General features: G+C 39.6%; 12 protein-coding genes. 7 read left to right on the forward strand and 5 right to left on the reverse strand.

Annotated elements, in window-relative coordinates:
• Positions 1-338: 338 nt before the first annotated feature.
• Entirely contained in the window at positions 339-1,808 is a 1,470-nt protein-coding gene (locus HMJ38_RS15245) for a Gfo/Idh/MocA family protein (RefSeq protein ID WP_194975282.1), read from the reverse strand.
• Positions 1,809-2,037: 229 nt separating this feature from the next.
• Here HMJ38_RS15245 and HMJ38_RS15250 point away from each other — a divergent pair, with 229 nt between their 5' ends.
• The 3 genes from HMJ38_RS15250 (at position 2,038) to HMJ38_RS15260 (ending at position 8,670) form a co-directional block, all read left to right on the forward strand.
• Positions 2,038-3,645 carry a beta-N-acetylhexosaminidase gene (locus tag HMJ38_RS15250; RefSeq protein ID WP_194975283.1) on the forward strand — a complete coding sequence of 536 codons (1,608 nt, stop codon included), beginning with the start codon at positions 2,038-2,040 and terminating at the stop codon, positions 3,643-3,645.
• A 261-nt stretch (positions 3,646-3,906) separates the two neighbouring features.
• The gene (locus HMJ38_RS15255) at positions 3,907-4,719 is read left to right on the forward strand and encodes an SDR family oxidoreductase (protein WP_194975284.1); all 813 of its coding nucleotides are present in this window, start codon (positions 3,907-3,909) and stop codon (positions 4,717-4,719) included.
• A 6-nt stretch (positions 4,720-4,725) separates the two neighbouring features.
• Entirely contained in the window at positions 4,726-8,670 is a 3,945-nt protein-coding gene (locus HMJ38_RS15260) for an AAA domain-containing protein (RefSeq protein ID WP_194975285.1), read from the forward strand.
• 84 nt (positions 8,671-8,754) lie between these two features.
• Here HMJ38_RS15260 and HMJ38_RS15265 read toward each other — a convergent pair whose 3' ends face one another.
• The 4 genes from HMJ38_RS15265 to recQ are packed head-to-tail and all read right to left on the reverse strand — an operon-like array spanning position 8,755 to position 14,179.
• Positions 8,755-9,207 carry a gliding motility lipoprotein GldH gene (locus HMJ38_RS15265; RefSeq protein WP_194975286.1) on the reverse strand — a complete coding sequence of 151 codons (453 nt, stop codon included), beginning with the start codon at positions 9,205-9,207 and terminating at the stop codon, positions 8,755-8,757.
• A 60-nt stretch (positions 9,208-9,267) separates the two neighbouring features.
• Positions 9,268-10,644 (reverse strand): PSP1 domain-containing protein, encoded by a 1,377-nt coding sequence (locus HMJ38_RS15270; protein ID WP_228780084.1) that lies wholly within the window; start codon positions 10,642-10,644, stop codon positions 9,268-9,270.
• A gap of 33 nt (positions 10,645-10,677) precedes the next feature.
• Complete coding sequence (gene purD / locus HMJ38_RS15275) at positions 10,678-11,985, reverse strand: phosphoribosylamine--glycine ligase (RefSeq protein WP_194975287.1); 1,308 nt, start codon at positions 11,983-11,985, stop codon at positions 10,678-10,680.
• A 16-nt stretch (positions 11,986-12,001) separates the two neighbouring features.
• A complete protein-coding gene (recQ, locus tag HMJ38_RS15280; RefSeq protein ID WP_194975383.1) occupies positions 12,002-14,179 on the reverse strand; it encodes a DNA helicase RecQ in 2,178 nt (725 codons plus the stop codon).
• Between the two features lie 102 nt (positions 14,180-14,281).
• On the opposite strand from recQ, the gene HMJ38_RS15285 reads away from it, so the two are divergent.
• The 4 genes from HMJ38_RS15285 to HMJ38_RS15300 are packed head-to-tail and all read left to right on the forward strand — an operon-like array spanning position 14,282 to position 17,214.
• Positions 14,282-15,250: a KpsF/GutQ family sugar-phosphate isomerase gene (locus HMJ38_RS15285; RefSeq protein ID WP_194975288.1), complete on the forward strand. Its 969-nt coding sequence runs from the start codon at positions 14,282-14,284 to the stop codon at positions 15,248-15,250.
• A 9-nt stretch (positions 15,251-15,259) separates the two neighbouring features.
• Positions 15,260-16,333: a mannose-1-phosphate guanylyltransferase gene (locus HMJ38_RS15290; protein ID WP_194975289.1), complete on the forward strand. Its 1,074-nt coding sequence runs from the start codon at positions 15,260-15,262 to the stop codon at positions 16,331-16,333.
• Positions 16,326-16,883, forward strand: a complete 558-nt coding sequence (locus HMJ38_RS15295) for a hypothetical protein (protein WP_194975290.1) — start codon at positions 16,326-16,328, stop codon at positions 16,881-16,883. The genes HMJ38_RS15290 and HMJ38_RS15295 overlap by 8 nt, the downstream gene beginning before the upstream one ends.
• The gene (locus HMJ38_RS15300) at positions 16,876-17,214 is read left to right on the forward strand and encodes a nucleotide pyrophosphohydrolase (protein WP_194975291.1); all 339 of its coding nucleotides are present in this window, start codon (positions 16,876-16,878) and stop codon (positions 17,212-17,214) included. The genes HMJ38_RS15295 and HMJ38_RS15300 overlap by 8 nt, the downstream gene beginning before the upstream one ends.
• Positions 17,215-17,266 lie beyond the last annotated feature (52 nt).

Raw genomic sequence — 17,266 nt, forward strand, 5'->3', positions numbered from 1 at the left:
ATATTTAATAATATAATTCAATCACAAAACGGTCAACACTAATCAGGGATGCACAAACAAGAGCCAAAGCCTGCCCCGAGTATCGGGGAGCCAAGAAACATAGTCTGCCCCGAGTATCAGGGAGCCAAGAAATAAGAATTAGGAATCCAGGGCCCAAAGACAAGTACTAGGAGCCATGAATCAAGGGATTATTGGTGCGCATTGATGCTGACATCCTTTTTGCCAACTGATGACATAAACTTAGGACCCGTCACTCTGACCTAGGAAAGCCTGCCCCGGGCCGATAGCTATCGGGATTCGGGGAGTCTCTACCCTAAGACTTGGAAATCCTTCATCCCTTATCCTTTTCCAAGCCTCCAACCTTCCCTATACTCCCTCTTCACAAACTGATTGGCAGGTTCAAAATTGGTGATGTTCATATTTGGTCCATCCCAAATCAATTTGATACCTCTGCCGGGATAATCAAACCTATTGGAACCATCAGGTCTTGGCATTCTATAATCATTGCTTCTGATGGCAAGATTTCCCATTAACACAGATTCGGTTAAAGGACCGGCAATAGAAAACGGTGAACTCAACCGGTCGTACTCTTGACTTCCATATCCACCAATACAAGCTTCTACCCAATTGTTATAATGTCCTCTATCTCCCTCGGGCACCCTATACAAGGTTTGAGGGACATTTATTTCTTCTGTTAAAGATGTCGGCAAGAGTTTTGGATCTCTTCCATAAGTGCCGCACATCATTTTACCTTTAGTACCTTCTATGATGACCCCATTGCCACCATCCCCCATCACTTCATTTGGACCCAATTCTTCCGGTCTTGAAGGCTGAATGCCGCCATCCATCCAATGGAAGCTTAGGTCTTCTTTTCCTTCTCTTTTAAACCTTAAAGTAATGTGCGAAGAAGGTGGGCAGCTGTCCGGGAAATATCCTCTTTGGAATTCTCCAACATATACAGATCCTACACTGCACTCAGCAGACTCAGGATATCCTAATCCCAAAACCCTGAAAGGTGGTTCCATGATGTGACAAGCCATATCTCCCAAAGCGCCTGTACCATAATCCCACCAACCTCTCCAATTGAAAGGAATCAGATTGGGGACATAGTCTTTGTAAGGTGCCGTGCCCAACCATAAATCCCAATCCAAGTCTGCAGGAGGTGTGGCATTGTCACTTGGCCAAGGAATTCCCTGTGGCCATACAGGTCTGTCAGTCCAACTCCAAACCTTGGTAGCTTCACCAATCAATCCGGCATTATACCATTCCACCATTTTCCTGACACCTTCACCTGAAGAGCCTTGATTGCCCATTTGGGTAACTACTTTATATTTTTCTGCTGCTTCAGTTAGCATCCTCGCCTCATAAATATCGTGGGTAAGTGGTTTTTGTACATAGACATGCTTACCCAACTGCATTGCTGCCATTGCTTGTATGGCGTGCATGTGGTCGGGAGTAGAGACTGTGACCGCATCAATATTTTTATGTTCTTTGTCTAGCATTGTTCGAAAGTCCCGATAATATTTTGCTTTGGGATGTGCTGCAACACTGCCTTTTGCCCGTGAATCATCCACATCACACAATGCTATAAAATCAGCTTTTCCACTGTTGAACACTCCCCTTACATCACCACTTCCCATTCCTCCTACACCAATCCCTGCTACTCTCAACCGGTCTGATGGGGCTACAAAACCAGGACCTCCCAAAACGTGCCTTGGGACAAAATAAAACCCTGCAATAGCAGTAGCAGATGCTTTGATAAAGCCCCTTCTTGATTTATCTTTTTCTGTTATTGATTCTTTTTTCATCAGGTCTATTGTTTGAATGATTATTGGAAGTATGACTTTTAAAAAATCCAATTTATTTAAAAAATCGGTTTTAGGGTTCATTTATCTTTTGATTTAGGAAATAAGGAAAATAAATGGGATAAATGGATGGAGTTAATTATTAGTCAAACAATTTATTAAATGGTAAAATCTTATTTAAAAATTTTATTTAAGTTTATAGCTTAATCCAATGACAAACCCACCTTAATCTATGAAAATATTCAGAAGTATTTCCTCAGTTCTTGTAGCGTTGATTGCATTCAGCTTTGCTTCCTGCTCGGAGGAGAAAGTAGTGCCCTTAAGCACGCACAGTATAATTCCTCTACCGGCCTCTGTCCTTGATAGTGAGGGAAGGTTCGCTTTAAACAGCAATACTAAAATTGTTGCCATAGGTGACCAATCGCAGATGGTTTTAATTGCTGAGAATTTCAAAAGTAGTGTATACCACCTCACTGGTTTAAATCTCGGTTCTGCGGACCAAGATCAGGAGGATGCAATTGTATTTGAATTGAACCCAAGTTTTGGCCAGGGAGAGGAGGCTTATAAAATTGATATCAAGAAAGATAAAATCAGAATAACGGCATCTAAACCTGCAGGATTGTTTTATGCGGCACAGACCTTTACGCAGTTAATTCCAACAGATGGGGAGGAATTAAAAGGTACAAACAATAGGTTTATAATTCCAACCGGAACAATTGAAGACAAACCGGAATATGCTTATCGAGGAATGATGCTGGATGTAGCGAGACATTTTTTTCCGGTTGAAGATGTGAAGCACCTGATTGACCTGATTGCACTTTACAAAATCAATTTTCTTCACCTTCACCTTTCAGATGATCAGGGATGGAGGATAGAAATCAAGTCTTGGCCACTGTTGACTACAATTGGAGGAAGCACCCAAGTTGGAGGTGGTGAGGGCGGCTTTTACACTCAAGAGGATTATAAGGAAATCGTTAAATATGCTCAGGATAAATTTATAACGATAGTTCCCGAGATTGATATGCCGGGACATACCAACTCGGCTTTGGCTTCTTATGGACAATTGAATCCCGGAATCATAGTACCGGAAAAAGGAGCTTTACCTTATGATAGAACCAATATCGGAGTGGATGGCATGGCTACTCCTTTGTACACAGGTACAGAAGTTGGCTTCAGCACTTTGGATACCAAAAAGCCCATCACATACCAATTTGTTGAAGATGTGATCAGGGAATTGGCTGAAATCACACCAGGGCCTTTTATCCATATCGGAGGTGATGAATCCCATGTTACTGCTATGGAGGATTATATCCCCTTTATAGAAAGGGCGCAGGACTTGGTCACCAAATACGGTAAGAGAACCATGGGATGGGATGAGGTGGCACATGCTAAATTGCTTCCCAGCAGTGTTGCGCAATTTTGGGCGGTAGAAGAAAACGCCGTAATGGCCATCGAACAGGGTGCACAGGTATTGATTTCACCATCAAAAAAAGCATACTTGGATATGAAATATGATACTACTACCCAAATTGGATATACCTGGGCTGCTTTGATTGAATTGGATGATGCGTACAATTGGGATCCTACCGAATTGAATGAAAACATCAAAAGAGAAAATATTATTGGAGTAGAGGCGCCATTATGGGCAGAAACCCTTAGAAGCAGGGCAGATATGGAGTTTCTGACTTTTCCAAGACTACCGGCCATAGCAGAAATAGCCTGGACGTCCAAAGATCTCAGAAGTTGGGATTCTTTCAGTACAAGGATCAAAAAGCATGGAAGAAGGTGGGATGCTATGGGACTTAACTATTATAAGTCTCCCAAGGTCATTTGGGATTGAGATTGATTTGGGGTATCTGCTTTTTTTATCAGGGATGGCATTGGCTCTTGAACTGGATAAGATATTTGTAGATACTGGATATTTGTGGATATTGAATCCAAATCAATGGTTTATTTGGAATATATAAGCATCTGACAAAATTACTTGGCTTCAAGAAATTCCCTATTTATATTAAAATCATTTAAAAAAACCTAAAAACATTTCGATTAGGTAAGGACTTTTTCCTAAATTTTTATCTTTAGGGTGAAATCACCGATAAAAATGAAATTAAAGGATAAAGTAGTAATTATAACAGGTGCAACCTCGGGAATTGGAGAGGCTTGTGCTTTTGTTTTTGGAGGACAGGGTGCAAAAATTCTCATTACTGGACGTTCTCAAGTGAAGCTTGACAATGTCCTTCACAGATTACAAAATCAAGGTATTTCTGCAGTAGGGGTTTTGGCTGATGCAGGATCTTTGGAAGATAACCAAAAAATGACTGATGAGGCCATCAGACATTATGGTGGGATTGATATATTGATCAATAACGCCGGGATTTCAATGCGTGCATTATTTGAAGACCTGGATCTTGAGGTGTTCCATCAAGTGATGAATACCAATTTTTGGGGAACAGTCTATGCCACCAAATTTTGCCTTCCCCACATATTAAAAAGTAAGGGTAGTATAGTAGGTGTTTCTTCTATCAATGGCTATCGGGGAACTCCGGCCCGCACTGCTTACACAGCAAGCAAATATGCCATGAATGGATTTTTTGAGTCCTTGCGAACTGAAGTGATGAAAAAAGGTGTACATGTGTTGGTAGCTTCCCCGGGATTTACAGCTTCCAATATCCGGAATAATGCCCTCACAGCCGATGGCACAGTGCAGGGAGAATCGCCGAGAGAAGAGAAAAAAATGATGTCTTCAGAGGAGGTGGCTCAGGAGATTTTAAAAGCTACCCTAGCGAGAAAAAGAGATATTGTATTGACGGGACAAGGTAAGCTGGCTGTGTTTTTAAATAAATGGATTCCTGGTATCATGGATGGAGTTGTGTATAACCATATGGCAAAGGAAAAAGATTCTCCGTTCAAATAATACCTTATGCTTAAAGATGTTCTTCAGGTATACCTCAATAGATTGGTAGATCTTTCCAGTCGGAACAGGTCCATCTATCTTTCCAGGCTGATATCAGGTCAAATGATTGACCTGAAGGATTTTGATTTTGTAAACAACCTTCCAGCCTTTGGTTATATTGAAGAACTCATCGGTAAAAAAAACAGACTTCCCTTATTTCCGCTGTCAGATCCCAGGGATAAGCATACCAATTTGCTCTCAACCCGAATCAAAAAACTGCAGCATTTGGTTAAGGTTGCAGAGGCAGAAACAGGAGAAAAAAGTCTATACGTGGGTTGGCCATATGTAGAAGGGAAGATGATCACCGGGCAAGTGATCAGATGCCCATTGATGTTTTTTCCTATTGAAATCAAAGCCGAAGAGAGCTTATGGCATTTAACAAGAAATAATGGGGATGGTCCTTTTTTGAACAAGGCCTTTGTATTGGCATATTCCCAAGCTTATGGTAAGGATCCCAATAAGTTTGGAGATGAAAATCCACTTGAAAATTTTTCTTCGGATTCAGTTTCATTTAGGAATGAATTGTATGTATTTCTTGATCAGGAATTCTCACTGAATTTTTCCAGAGAGCTGTATGAAAACAAGTTGGATACATTTCCTGATTCCACCAAAAGCCTTGATGAAGAAAAAATGCAGTTGGGAAAACTTCAGCTAAAGCCTTATGCTGTAATGGGGCAATTTTCACAGAAAACCAGCTTCCTTATTCAGGATTATGAGCAATTGAAAGTCCAGCATGATTTTCCTGGCCTAGATCACCTTTTTCATCAATGGTTTGCACCCAAAGAAATACAGTCAAATCCCATCAGAGAGGATCAGCTCTATACCGTATTTCCCTTAGATTCCAGTCAGGAAGAAGTTATCAAAGCTGTAAGAGAAGGTAGATCCTGCGTGGTAGAAGGTCCTCCCGGTACCGGAAAATCCCAATTGATCAGCAACTTGGTCATTGATTATATTGCCCGGGGAAAAAGAGTGTTGGTTGTTTCGCAAAAAAGAGCAGCTTTGGATGTGGTTTTTAAACGCCTTGCTTCTGAAGGCTTCGAGGCATTTTTGGCATTGGTTCATGATTTTAGGTCAGATAGAAAGGAACTATATAAAAAGATTCTCAGTCAGGTTAGGTCAATCGATAACTACCAAGAGTTAAACCGTGGGATTGACGCCATTCAGCTTGAAAGGAAGTTTGCCCAAATATCCAGATTAATTGATCATAATTCGGATTATTTCAGCTCATTAAAAAAAGCCTTGTTCAATACCGAAGAATGCGGAGTTCCTGTAAAGGAACTTTATTTGGGTTCAAAGCTATCGGAAGAGTCATTTGACATGAATCAATATTATCGAAAATTCCATGCAGGTAGGGTAAATGATTTTCTTCGGGATTTCAAAGATTACGAGCGATACTTCAAAAAATACCAAAATCCAGAATCATTTTGGTTGCATAGGGTAGATTTTAGTGGCTTTGACCCGGTAGTTTCAAAAAGGATACAAGAAGTTTTTCTTGAAATTAGGGAAGTCAAGGAAAATTTTGAAAATGATTTTTCAGATCTTGAGGATTATGACCCATCATTTCTGTTTTCTTTTTATGAGCAAAAATCCAAGTTGGAAGAACTCATCCAACTATTGCATCATCAGGAAAGTTTGGATCGTTTTTGGTCACTAAAAAATATACTCAAAACAGAGATTGATCTATTGTGGCTGGAACACAAGTTGGATGCCATCAAATCCCTTTTATCTGATGAAGGTGTGGAGTGGAATAGCCTTGACAGAGAGGCAGAGGGATTAATGAAGTTGGCCATTGAGTTTTTGGCAAGGAAAAAAGGATGGAGAAAACATTTTCCTTTAATCTGGAAGAAAAAGAGATTTCTGCCGATTTATAGAATTTTAATCTTGAATGATCTAGAAAACAGCAATTATGGCGTAAAAATATTGATCAAAAAACTGGAAAACAGGATGAACCTCAACCATCAGTTTACCTTATTAAACGACAAAGAATGGATCACGCTTCCTGACAAACCTTTTGATTATACCACATTCAATCATATATCCACCATTTATAAAGAGGCTGTAAAGGCGAAATTTGCCATGCATGATCTTGGTGGATTAAGCGGTTTCCTGAAGGTAAAAGTAGATTCAGGGGAAGCATTTTTGAAAAGGGTTGATAGAGTTCTCAAACACCTGCAGGTGTTGGAAGAGAAGATGCCTTATTGGTCTTTGTACCTAGGCAAAATTCAGATCCAACATTTGATGGCAAGGGGATTGGGGGATGAAATAGTTGAGGTTCAGGATCAGGTACCAGAGATCTTTGATGAAATGGTTCACTTTGACAGATTGAGAAAAAGGTTAAAGGCACAGGATATCAATGTTATGGATAAATTGCTCTCCACTTATCCTGAGCGGAGTTTTGAGGAGCTAAAGGCATTATTTCTTTCAGGACTTAAAATGAGCTGGATAGGCCATATTGAAACCAAATATCCTATATTGACAGAGGTAGTATCTTCCAAAACCATCAACATGCAAGAAGAATTGATGGATGCTGTTGTCGAAAAATGGAAGCTTTCAAAGTATATCGCAGATATTAGGGTCAGAGAATTCACTTACAAAAATCTTGAGTTTAACAGGCTCAATAATCTCTTGACTTATAGGGAGCTCAGTCATCAAGTTAGTAAACAAAAAAGAATTTGGAGTATTAAAAAACTTGTTGAATCATTTGAAGATGAAATCTTTAACCTGATTCCTTGTTGGCTGGCATCACCGGAAACTGTTTCGGCCCTTTTCCCCTTGAAACAGTCATTTGATCTTGTGATTTTTGATGAGTCTTCCCAATGTTATGTAGAACGGGGACTTCCGGCCATGTTAAGGGGAAAGCAAACAGTTATAGCGGGAGATTCCAATCAATTACGTCCCTTTGACCTGTATCAGGTCAGAATGGAATCGGAAGATGAAGGTATTGAAACAGAGACTGAATCTCTTTTGGAACTGGCATCCGGATTTTTTCAGAAATTCTGGTTGCAAGGTCATTACCGTAGCGCACAGCTTGCATTGATACATTTTTCTAATCAACACTTTTATGAAAATAGGCTGAAGATGCTTGCAAAGTTACAGCTTGTCAACTCAAAAGTATCTCCTTTCAAATTGGTAAGGGTAGAGGGAATATGGGATAAACAGACCAACAAAGAAGAGGCGAATGCTGTGATCGAGGAAATTAAATATATTCAACTACATCACCCATCGTATTCAATTGGTGTGATTACGTTTAATTTTTTCCAAATGGAATTGATACAGGAATCGGTCAATGGGGAAGATGAAATCAAAAATGAAAAACTTACCATAAAAAATATTGAAAATGTGCAGGGGGATGAATTTGATTGGGTGATTCTCTGTATTGGATATGCCAAAAACAAGAAAGGTAAATTGATTGCTAATTTTGGAATGCTTTCCAAAAGAGGAGGAGTCAACCGACTGAATGTGGCAATTACGCGGGCCAAAAATAATATTACAGTTGTGACAAGTCTGAGACCAAAGGATTTTAATCATGACCAATTGAAAAATGAAGGCATAAGTATGTTGAGGGATTATATTGACTTTGTCAAAAATGTCAGCAAAGGGGAATCTTTAGATATTCCTGTAGCGCCTACCTATAGATTTGACAACACATGGTCTTTGAGAGACAAAATCCAAGGCTCCAATGGTGGCTATGAATTGGAAAGATACCCGTCATCAAGTTTAATGGATTTGGCTTTAAGGGAGAAGGGGATTTATGCAGAGGCAATACTTACTGATGACCAAAGACTTTACGATGCCTTGGGTTCCAAGGAAGCATTTGTCTATCATCCTTTACAATTGAAAGAAAAGGGATGGCCTTATAGATTTTATTTTAGCCGACAATATTGGATGGAAAAACCGCTTTTAGGGGTTTGAAAACCTGACCGTAAAGCAGGTCTCGTATCTCGCTTCCATTCTCTCGCTTCTCCAGAACATCGGTCACCCGACATCTGACAACAATCACTTCACAAACTTAACCCCAACAGCCTCAATACCGGCTATTTCATCCACTCTCATGTACTGCAATAATTCGATTTTGATAAAGGGCTTAATTCCGGACAAAGGAAGGGTGTCATATTTGGTAAATGTATTTCCAAAACCAGACCCCACCGGCTTACCTGATTTATGATCAAAAAGAGGAATTTCCAATAATTGGGATTCAATTATTAGGTCAAGACTGTCCTTGAGAATATATGTCAGGTAAAGGTTTCTGAATTCATAGTCATCGTTGTATTTGATGGCTACAATGGCTTTGTCTGTGGCAGAAATCTTGGGTAAGTCAAATGAAACTGTATCGGCTATGTTCCATGAACCTGTTTCCATTCCCTGATATTTTTCAAAGATTCGGCTATTGTCACAGCCAAACATCAAAACACATAGTAGAAGGGAGATAACTTTGGGTTTTAAAGTCATATTTATTGATATGATACCAATTGTTTTAGTTTATAAACTTCTAATTATCAAATAAAGAACTTATTGACCTGTGTTTTGGTCACCTTTATTCTTTGGGTTAAACCTTCTTTTATTGTTTCTTTTATTTTTTGGTTTTTGTTCAGACCCACCTTCTTGGGATTGAGGAGATGCAGGCTTTGAGGCAGCGCTTTGTTGTGGCGGATTGGTTCTTGGTATTCGACCAGATGGATTGTTCCTCCTTTTTTGATTTTGATTTGGATTGTTTTTCTGCCTTTGAGGCTCGGGATTGCCTGCCTCCTTATTTAAAGCAGGACTATTTCCATCACCTCGGCTTTTCTTTTTCTTTTTGGTTCTTTTATTCTTGCTGAATTTTTTGTCCAAAATTTCCAATTCAAGGTTTGATTTTGAAATCTGATCTTCAATATCCCTTGTATGGTTGTTTTTTAGATCCGTAGGTTTAGTTCCTTTCGAATTGAGTTCCTGAATCTCCCTTACCCGATCACAAGTGATGGAATGCCAGTTGTTGTCATTGTTATAACTAAACCACATCAGTTTCCTAAAGATGTCTGTTTTTTGAAGTTTGGCCGAACCTGCTTCTGTCAGCAGAGGCTTATCTACTTCGGGTATATCGCTGAGTGCAGACATGTAGGTATCCAATTCATAATTCAGACAGCATTTCAGCCTTCCACATTGTCCTGATAGTTTGGAGGGATTGAGTGAAAGGTTCTGATATCTCGCGGCTGAGGTGTTGACACTCTTAAATTCATATATCCACGTAGAGCAACATAGTTCACGTCCACAGACGCCTATTCCGCCCAATCTTCCTGCTTCTTGCCTGAGACTAATTTGTCTCATTTCAACCCGGATTTTAAACTCTGAGGCCAAAATTTTGATCAATTCCCTGAAATCCACCCTGTCTTCAGCAGAGTAAAAAAATGTTGCTTTGGAATTGTCTGATTGAAACTCTACATCAGAAAGCTTCATTTCAAGTTTTAGTTCATCGATGATCTGTTTGGTCCTGTAGAGTGTAGGGATTTCCCTGTTTTTTGCTTCCTCCCATTTTTCAAGATCTTTTTGATTAGCCACTCTATAGATGCGCAGAATATTGTCATCATTCTTGATTTTTCTCTTCTGCATCTGAAGTCGAACCAGCTCTCCTTGTAGGGAAACATAACCGATATGGTGCCCATTTGGCACATCTACCACTATTGGATCTCCCGTGGTCAGTGGAATAAAATCCACATTGCGGTAATACTCTTTTCTACCTCCTTTGAATTTGACTTCAACAATATCAAACTTATCGACGGTTGGGATTCCCATATGGGACAACCAATCAAAAGCGTTCATTTTATTACAATCGCTCGTACCACATGTGCCGTTATTGTTACAGCCCCCACTTGTTCCTGTGGACGTCGAGCAGCTACTACATCCTGCCATAATTATATATACTAAGGGAGATTTGTCTCCTCGTTAATTGGATTTGATTTTTAAATTAAGAATATCCTGACCGATATCTTTCCGGAAATATAAATCTTCCCAGCAGATTTCTGATACAGTCTGATACGCATTTTGGAGGGCTAAATCCAAATTCGGCCCAATCCCAGTTACTGCCATCACCCTTCCTCCATTGGTAAGGACTTTGCCGGAATCACTGAGTTGAGTTCCTGCGTGGAATATGATGGATTTGTTTCCTTTATTGGCTTTGTCTAGTCCAATGATTTCATGGCCTTTTTCATATGCTCCAGGATAGCCACCTGCCACCATCACAACCGTTGTGCTTGTGAATTCGTGAATTTCCATGTGATAATCCGAAAGATTTCTGGTACCCACCGCATATAAAAGGTTTACAAAATCACTTTTGATTCTGGGTAGGACAGCCTCGGTTTCAGGATCCCCCATTCGGACATTGTATTCGATCACATAGGGTTCGCCAGCTATATTCATCAGACCTATAAAAAGAAAACCTGTATAAAATATGCCTTCCTCTTCAAGGCCTTTGATGGTGGGTTTTACAATCAGATCTTCTACCTTGGCAAGGAATTCTTCGTCAGCAAAAGGAACCGGGCTTACAGCACCCATTCCCCCTGTATTTAATCCGGTGTCTTTTTCGCCAATCCTTTTGTAGTCCTTTGCCTCGGGTAGAATTTTATAACTTTTACCATCCGTCGCAACAAATATAGAAAGTTCGATCCCATCCAGAAATTGCTCTACCACAACTTTAGAGGATGCCTGACCAAATTTGCTTTCCAGTAGCATTTCTTTGAGATTCAGTTCGGCTTCTTCATGACTATGGCAGATCAAAACACCTTTTCCAGCTGCAAGCCCATCTGCTTTCAATACAATAGGAAGAGACTGCTTTTTCAGGTAATCCAGACCTTTTTCGATTTCTTCCTTGGTAAAAGTTTCATAGGCCGCAGTGGGAATGCCATGTCTTTGCATGAATATTTTGGAAAAATCCTTTGATCCTTCAAGCCTGGCACCGATTTCACTGGGACCGATGACAGGAAGTGACCCCAATTTAGGGTGGTTTTGAAAAAAATCCACAATGCCTTTTACCAAAGGTTCTTCAGGTCCCACCACTAGCATCTCAATATTATTATTCAAAATAAATTCTGCCAATGCTGGGAAATCAATGGGAGAGATGGGTATGTTTTTAGCAATAGCAGCAGTACCGGCATTACCGGGGGCAACAAATAACTGTGAGCAATTCTGGCTGTTTACAATCTTCCATGCGAATGCATGCTCCCTGCCTCCGCCACCTAATAATAATATATTCATCAATTAGATTCTTTTTTTAATTGGCATGTTCTGAGATAAACTTGATTCTATAGACTCTGATTTCTTCTTCTGCAAAGTCTTCGTCTTCCAATTCATCTAATGCCACCTTGATATTATCTGATTCCGCTGTCATAAAATAATCATGCAGCATATCTTCCCTATCCTCATCCATAATATTCTCAATATAATAATTGATATTGAGTTTGGTTCCACTGTAAATGATCTGCTCGATTTCCCCTATGAGTTCTGACATGGAAAGGTTAAGGTTATCGGCAATTTCATCCAAGTTGACTTTTCTGTCTACCTGTTGTATGATGGATATTTTGACCTTAGACCTGTTTCCTGCAGTTTTCACGACTACATCTGAGGCCGTAATGATATCATTTTCGTCCACATATTTTTCAATCAATTTCAGAAAGGGTGCACCGAATTTAGTCACTTTTCCCATTCCGACTCCATTGATTTGGGCCAATTCATCTTTACTTGTAGGATATACCGTAGCCATTTCCTCTAATGAAGGATCTTGGAAAATGACATAAGGAGGGAGGTTTTTGGATTTGGCTACCTTTTTCCTTTCGGCCTTGAGAAGTTCAAAGAGTTTTTCGTCATAAGCTTTGCCACCACTTGATATATCATCCGCAGTAGTACTTTCTTCCAATTCTTCAAAGTTATGGTCTTTGCTTAAGGAAACAGCATAGGGATCCTTCAGAAATTTCTCTCCTCTTTCAGAAATTTTGATGATACCGTAATTTTCAATATCCTTTTCCAGAAAATTCATGATCAGGGCCTGCCTGACTACAGTTCTCCATAATTTCTCATCCTCATCCTTACCTTTTCCAAAAACTGAAATCTTGTCATGGCCATAGCTTTTGATATAATCATTGCTTTCCCCTCTGATTACATTGACGATATGGGTTAGGTTAAACCTGTTGTTGGTCTCTTTGACAGCAGCAATTGCAGAAAGGAGATGATCCATACCTTCAAATTTATCTTTGGGTTTTTTGCAATTGTCACAAAATCCACAATCTTTTTCAAGATATTCACCGAAATAATGAAGTAATACTTTTCTTCTGCAAACAGAACTTTCAGAATAGGCTGCCATTTCTTCCAATAGGATTTTGGAATTCTCTCTTTCTGTAACAGGCTTATCCTTATTGAATTTTTCCAATTTGACAATATCATCGTATCTGTAGAACATCAGACAATGTCCATCTAATCCATCTCTACCGGCACGGCCTGTTTCCTGATAGTATCCTTCAAGGGATTTTGGAACATCATAATGGATGACATACCGGACATCCGGCTTATCAATCCCCATACCAAAGGCTATTGTTGCCACAATGACATCCAATTCTTCATTCAGAAAATTATCCTGATTTTTGACCCTTATACTTTGATCCAAACCCGCATGATAAGGAGCGGCATTGATCCCATTTACCCTAAGTAATTCGGCTATTTCTTCTACCTTTTTTCTGCTCAGACAGTAAATGATACCCGATTTTCCTTTATGGGTTTTGATGTATTTGATGATCTGTTTTTTGGTTTCATTCTTATGTTTTGGCCTTACCTCGTAATAAAGATTTGTCCTATTGAAAGAGGATTTGAAAAGGTCAGCCTCTTCCATCTGAAGGTTCCGCTGAATGTCCTGTTGGACTTTGGGTGTTGCGGTGGCTGTAAGGGCAATTATAGGGAGGGTTGATCCTATTTGGGCAATTATCGACTTTATCTTACGGTATTCCGGTCTGAAATCATGTCCCCATTCTGAAATACAATGTGCCTCGTCAATTGCCACAAAGCTTATATTCGCTTCTTTTAGAAACAGTACATTTTCCTCCTTGGTCAGGGATTCAGGTGCTACATAGAGCAGTTTGGTTTTACCTGAAAGCACCTCCTTTTTGACTTTGTTGGTTTCGGACTTGTTGAGGGTAGAATTCAGGAAATAGGCATTGACTCCAAAGGCATTCAATTGATCCACCTGATTTTTCATTAATGCTATCAAGGGAGAAATGACAATGGCAGTTCCTTCATTGACTACAGCCGGAAATTGGTAGCAAAGAGATTTGCCGGCTCCTGTTGGCATGATGACAAATGTATTTCTACCATTCAGCACATTATCCACAATGGCTTCTTGAGTTCCTCGGAACTGGTTGAAACCAAAAATTTTCTTGAGTTTTTCTTTTACGCTTTGATCCACAGTTTGCATGTTATTACAATGTTACCTCAATCGGTATCCATTAAATTTTAAAGGATTTCTTTCATACCTTTGTTACAAATTTAATGATTAACGACAGCAATTTTGAAGTTAGTAAAAAATATTAAAAGTAGCGCCATAAAAGTTCTTCAATCGGAGGCAGATGCTATTCAAAAATTAATCAGTTATATTGATGATGACTTTGAGGCCTGTGTAGAGGCTATTTTGGATTCAAAGGGAAGAGTGGTAATCACAGGAATAGGCAAAAGTGCTATTATTGCCAATAAGATTGTCGCTACGATGAATTCGACTGGTACTCCAGCGGTTTTTATGCATGCAGCAGATGCCATTCATGGTGACCTTGGGATGGTGCAGAAAGACGATTTTGTCATTTGTATTTCAAAAAGCGGGAATACACCTGAAATAAAAGTTCTTGTTCCTTTGCTCAAAAGGCTTGGATCCAAACTCATTGCATTGGTAAGCAATACGGATAGTTATCTTGCAGAACATGCTGATTATGTTCTAAATGCTACTATTTCTGAAGAAGCATGTCCAAACAACCTTGCACCGACAACAAGTACTACCGCTCACTTGGCACTAGGGGATGCCTTGGCAGTTTGCCTTTTGGAAGCAAAAGGATTCAGCAGTGAAGATTTCGCCAAATATCATCCCGGGGGAGCACTTGGGAAGCAACTGTATTTGACAGTAGGGGACGTGGTACCAAAAAACATGGTTCCAAAAGTCAGGGAAGATGCCAAGCTGCCAGAAATTATTATGGAAATCAGTAGCAAACGTTTGGGCGCAACCTCAGTTTTGGATGCTAACGACCATCTCGTGGGAATTATTACAGATGGTGACTTAAGGAGGATGCTTCAAAAAATGCAGGATATTACCAAAGTGGTAGCAAAGGATATTATGACTTTAAATCCGAAATCCATTGCGGTGGACGAGTATGCCATCCGAGCATTGAACCGCATGAAGGAATTTAATATCACACAGCTTGTAGCGATGAATGGTGAAAACGTTGCAGGTTTTATTCATATTCACGATCTTATGAAGGAAGGAATCGTTTAATTTACGAAAATGCAAGACAAACCATATATTGTAATTATGGCGGGAGGTATTGGTTCTCGTTTTTGGCCATACAGTAGAAACAGCAGACCCAAGCAGTTTTTGGATATACTAGGAACAGGAAGAACCTTACTTCAGATGACTTACGACAGGTTCATCAAATTATCGGACAAGTCTTCTTTTTATGTAGTGACATTTAAAAAATATTACAATATAGTTCGTGAACAGCTTCCTGATGTTCCGGCAGATCAAATCCTTACTGAACCGTTAAGGAGAAATACTGCGACATGTGTGGCTTATGCGAGCTACAGAATTTTTCAAAAAGACCCTGATGCCAAATTAATTATCACCCCCGCTGATCACCTTATTATTCAGGAGGGTAATTTTTACACTGCCATGGATATAGCGCTTCAGGCAGCTGAACAAGAGGATAGGCTAATTACTTTGGGAATCAGGCCAAACAGACCGGAAACGGGCTACGGATATATCCAATATATCAGTAATCATGGAAATCCAGTAAAGAAAGTAAAAACATTCACTGAAAAGCCCACTATCAAATTAGCCATGACCTTTATAGAGAGTGGTGATTTTGTATGGAATTCCGGAATATTTATCTGGAAGGCAAGAAGTATCATCAAGGCTTTTGAAAAACACATGCCTGATGTGGCTGAAGCTTTTGAAGAAGGGCTGGTTCATTTTGGCAAGGCTGAGGAAGAGGCTTTTACAAAAAAAGCATATTCTCTGGTGAAAAGCATTTCCATCGACTACGGTATCATGGAAAAAGCTGATGAAGTATATACCGTTCTTGGAGATTTTGGTTGGTCAGATTTGGGCTCGTGGTTAAGTTTGCACGAAACCAAAGAAAAAGATGAATTGGGAAATGTAGTAGACGCAAATGCTGTTCTCTATGAAACCAAAAATTGTTTTATCAAAGTAAGTCCCGAAAAACTTGTTGTCATCGAAGGTTTGGAAGACTTCCTTGTGACTGAATCAGAGAATGTCTTATTGATATGCAAATTGAATGGAGAAAAAAAATTCAGGGAATTTGTAAGTGAAGCCAAAAAGAAAGGAGAAAATTATGTTTAATAGATTTGAGAGATTAGGGATTGTTCCAATTTTATTGTTGGTTACTTTTCTGGCATTATCCTGTGATAAAGACGATGAACAACCTGTCATCAGTATTTATGGCAATTATGTGGTGACTGTCATTGAAACAGAAGGTCAATATGATTTTGTCAACACCGGAACTGTTTCTTCAAATCTCATGAAGCAGGTAGAAGACGCTCAAGGGTACAACTTCAGTGCTAATCAGCTAACCATAATCGCAGGAAGTCCTGATTTGGTCAACATGAATCTCATCGAACCCGGTTTGCTGACCACGCTTCCTGACAATATACCATTGATTCGATACAGCAATGTTGCGAAAACATTGAATGTGGATCTGGAAGCCGGCAACAAAGATTTTATTATTTTGAACTCAAATGCCATTACTGAGGAAATTGGTAGAATTGAAGAAATGGAAATGCTGAATCAATTTCAGATAAAAGTGAAGGTCCCCCAGAGAATTTATGATTTCAATACAAAAGCTTGGGTAAATACCATAGTAAGCTATACTTTTAATCGCCTATATGTCTAAGGATATTACTATCGCTGAGGCCCAAAAACTAGTAGATGACTGGATCAAAACTGTTGGTGTCAGGTACTTTAATGAATTGACAAATACAGCGATTTTGATGGAAGAAGTGGGGGAGTTGGCCCGAATCATGGCCCGAAAATACGGAGAGCAATCTTTCAAAGAGTCAGACAAAGAGGTCAATATGGCCGATGAAATGGCTGACGTACTTTGGGTCCTGATGTGCTTGGCCAACCAAACAGGAGTTGACCTGACGGATGCGCTGCAAAAGAATTTTGAGAAAAAGAATATCCGGGATAGGGACCGGCATAAGGAGAATAAAAAGTTGAGGTGATTTTTTAAAAATAAAAAAAGGCAGGTTTTTGCCTGCCTTGTGGAGTTATTGA

This window comes from Aquiflexum lacus, assembly GCF_015476655.1.
Taxonomy (GTDB): domain Bacteria; phylum Bacteroidota; class Bacteroidia; order Cytophagales; family Cyclobacteriaceae; genus Aquiflexum; species Aquiflexum lacus.

What these genes read in the sequence shown, in the direction of transcription:
- HMJ38_RS15245 (WP_194975282.1), bottom strand. Translation starts at nt 1,808, where the DNA reads ATGAAAAAAGAATCAATAACAGAAAAAGATAAATCAAGAAGGGGCTTT.
- HMJ38_RS15250 (WP_194975283.1), top strand. Translation starts at nt 2,038, where the DNA reads ATGAAAATATTCAGAAGTATTTCCTCAGTTCTTGTAGCGTTGATTGCA.
- HMJ38_RS15255 (WP_194975284.1), top strand. Translation starts at nt 3,907, where the DNA reads ATGAAATTAAAGGATAAAGTAGTAATTATAACAGGTGCAACCTCGGGA.
- HMJ38_RS15260 (WP_194975285.1), top strand. Translation starts at nt 4,726, where the DNA reads ATGCTTAAAGATGTTCTTCAGGTATACCTCAATAGATTGGTAGATCTT.
- HMJ38_RS15265 (WP_194975286.1), bottom strand. Translation starts at nt 9,207, where the DNA reads ATGACTTTAAAACCCAAAGTTATCTCCCTTCTACTATGTGTTTTGATG.
- HMJ38_RS15270 (WP_228780084.1), bottom strand. Translation starts at nt 10,644, where the DNA reads ATGGCAGGATGTAGTAGCTGCTCGACGTCCACAGGAACAAGTGGGGGC.
- purD (WP_194975287.1), bottom strand. Translation starts at nt 11,985, where the DNA reads ATGAATATATTATTATTAGGTGGCGGAGGCAGGGAGCATGCATTCGCA.
- HMJ38_RS15290 (WP_194975289.1), top strand. Translation starts at nt 15,260, where the DNA reads ATGCAAGACAAACCATATATTGTAATTATGGCGGGAGGTATTGGTTCT.
- HMJ38_RS15295 (WP_194975290.1), top strand. Translation starts at nt 16,326, where the DNA reads ATGTTTAATAGATTTGAGAGATTAGGGATTGTTCCAATTTTATTGTTG.
- HMJ38_RS15300 (WP_194975291.1), top strand. Translation starts at nt 16,876, where the DNA reads ATGTCTAAGGATATTACTATCGCTGAGGCCCAAAAACTAGTAGATGAC.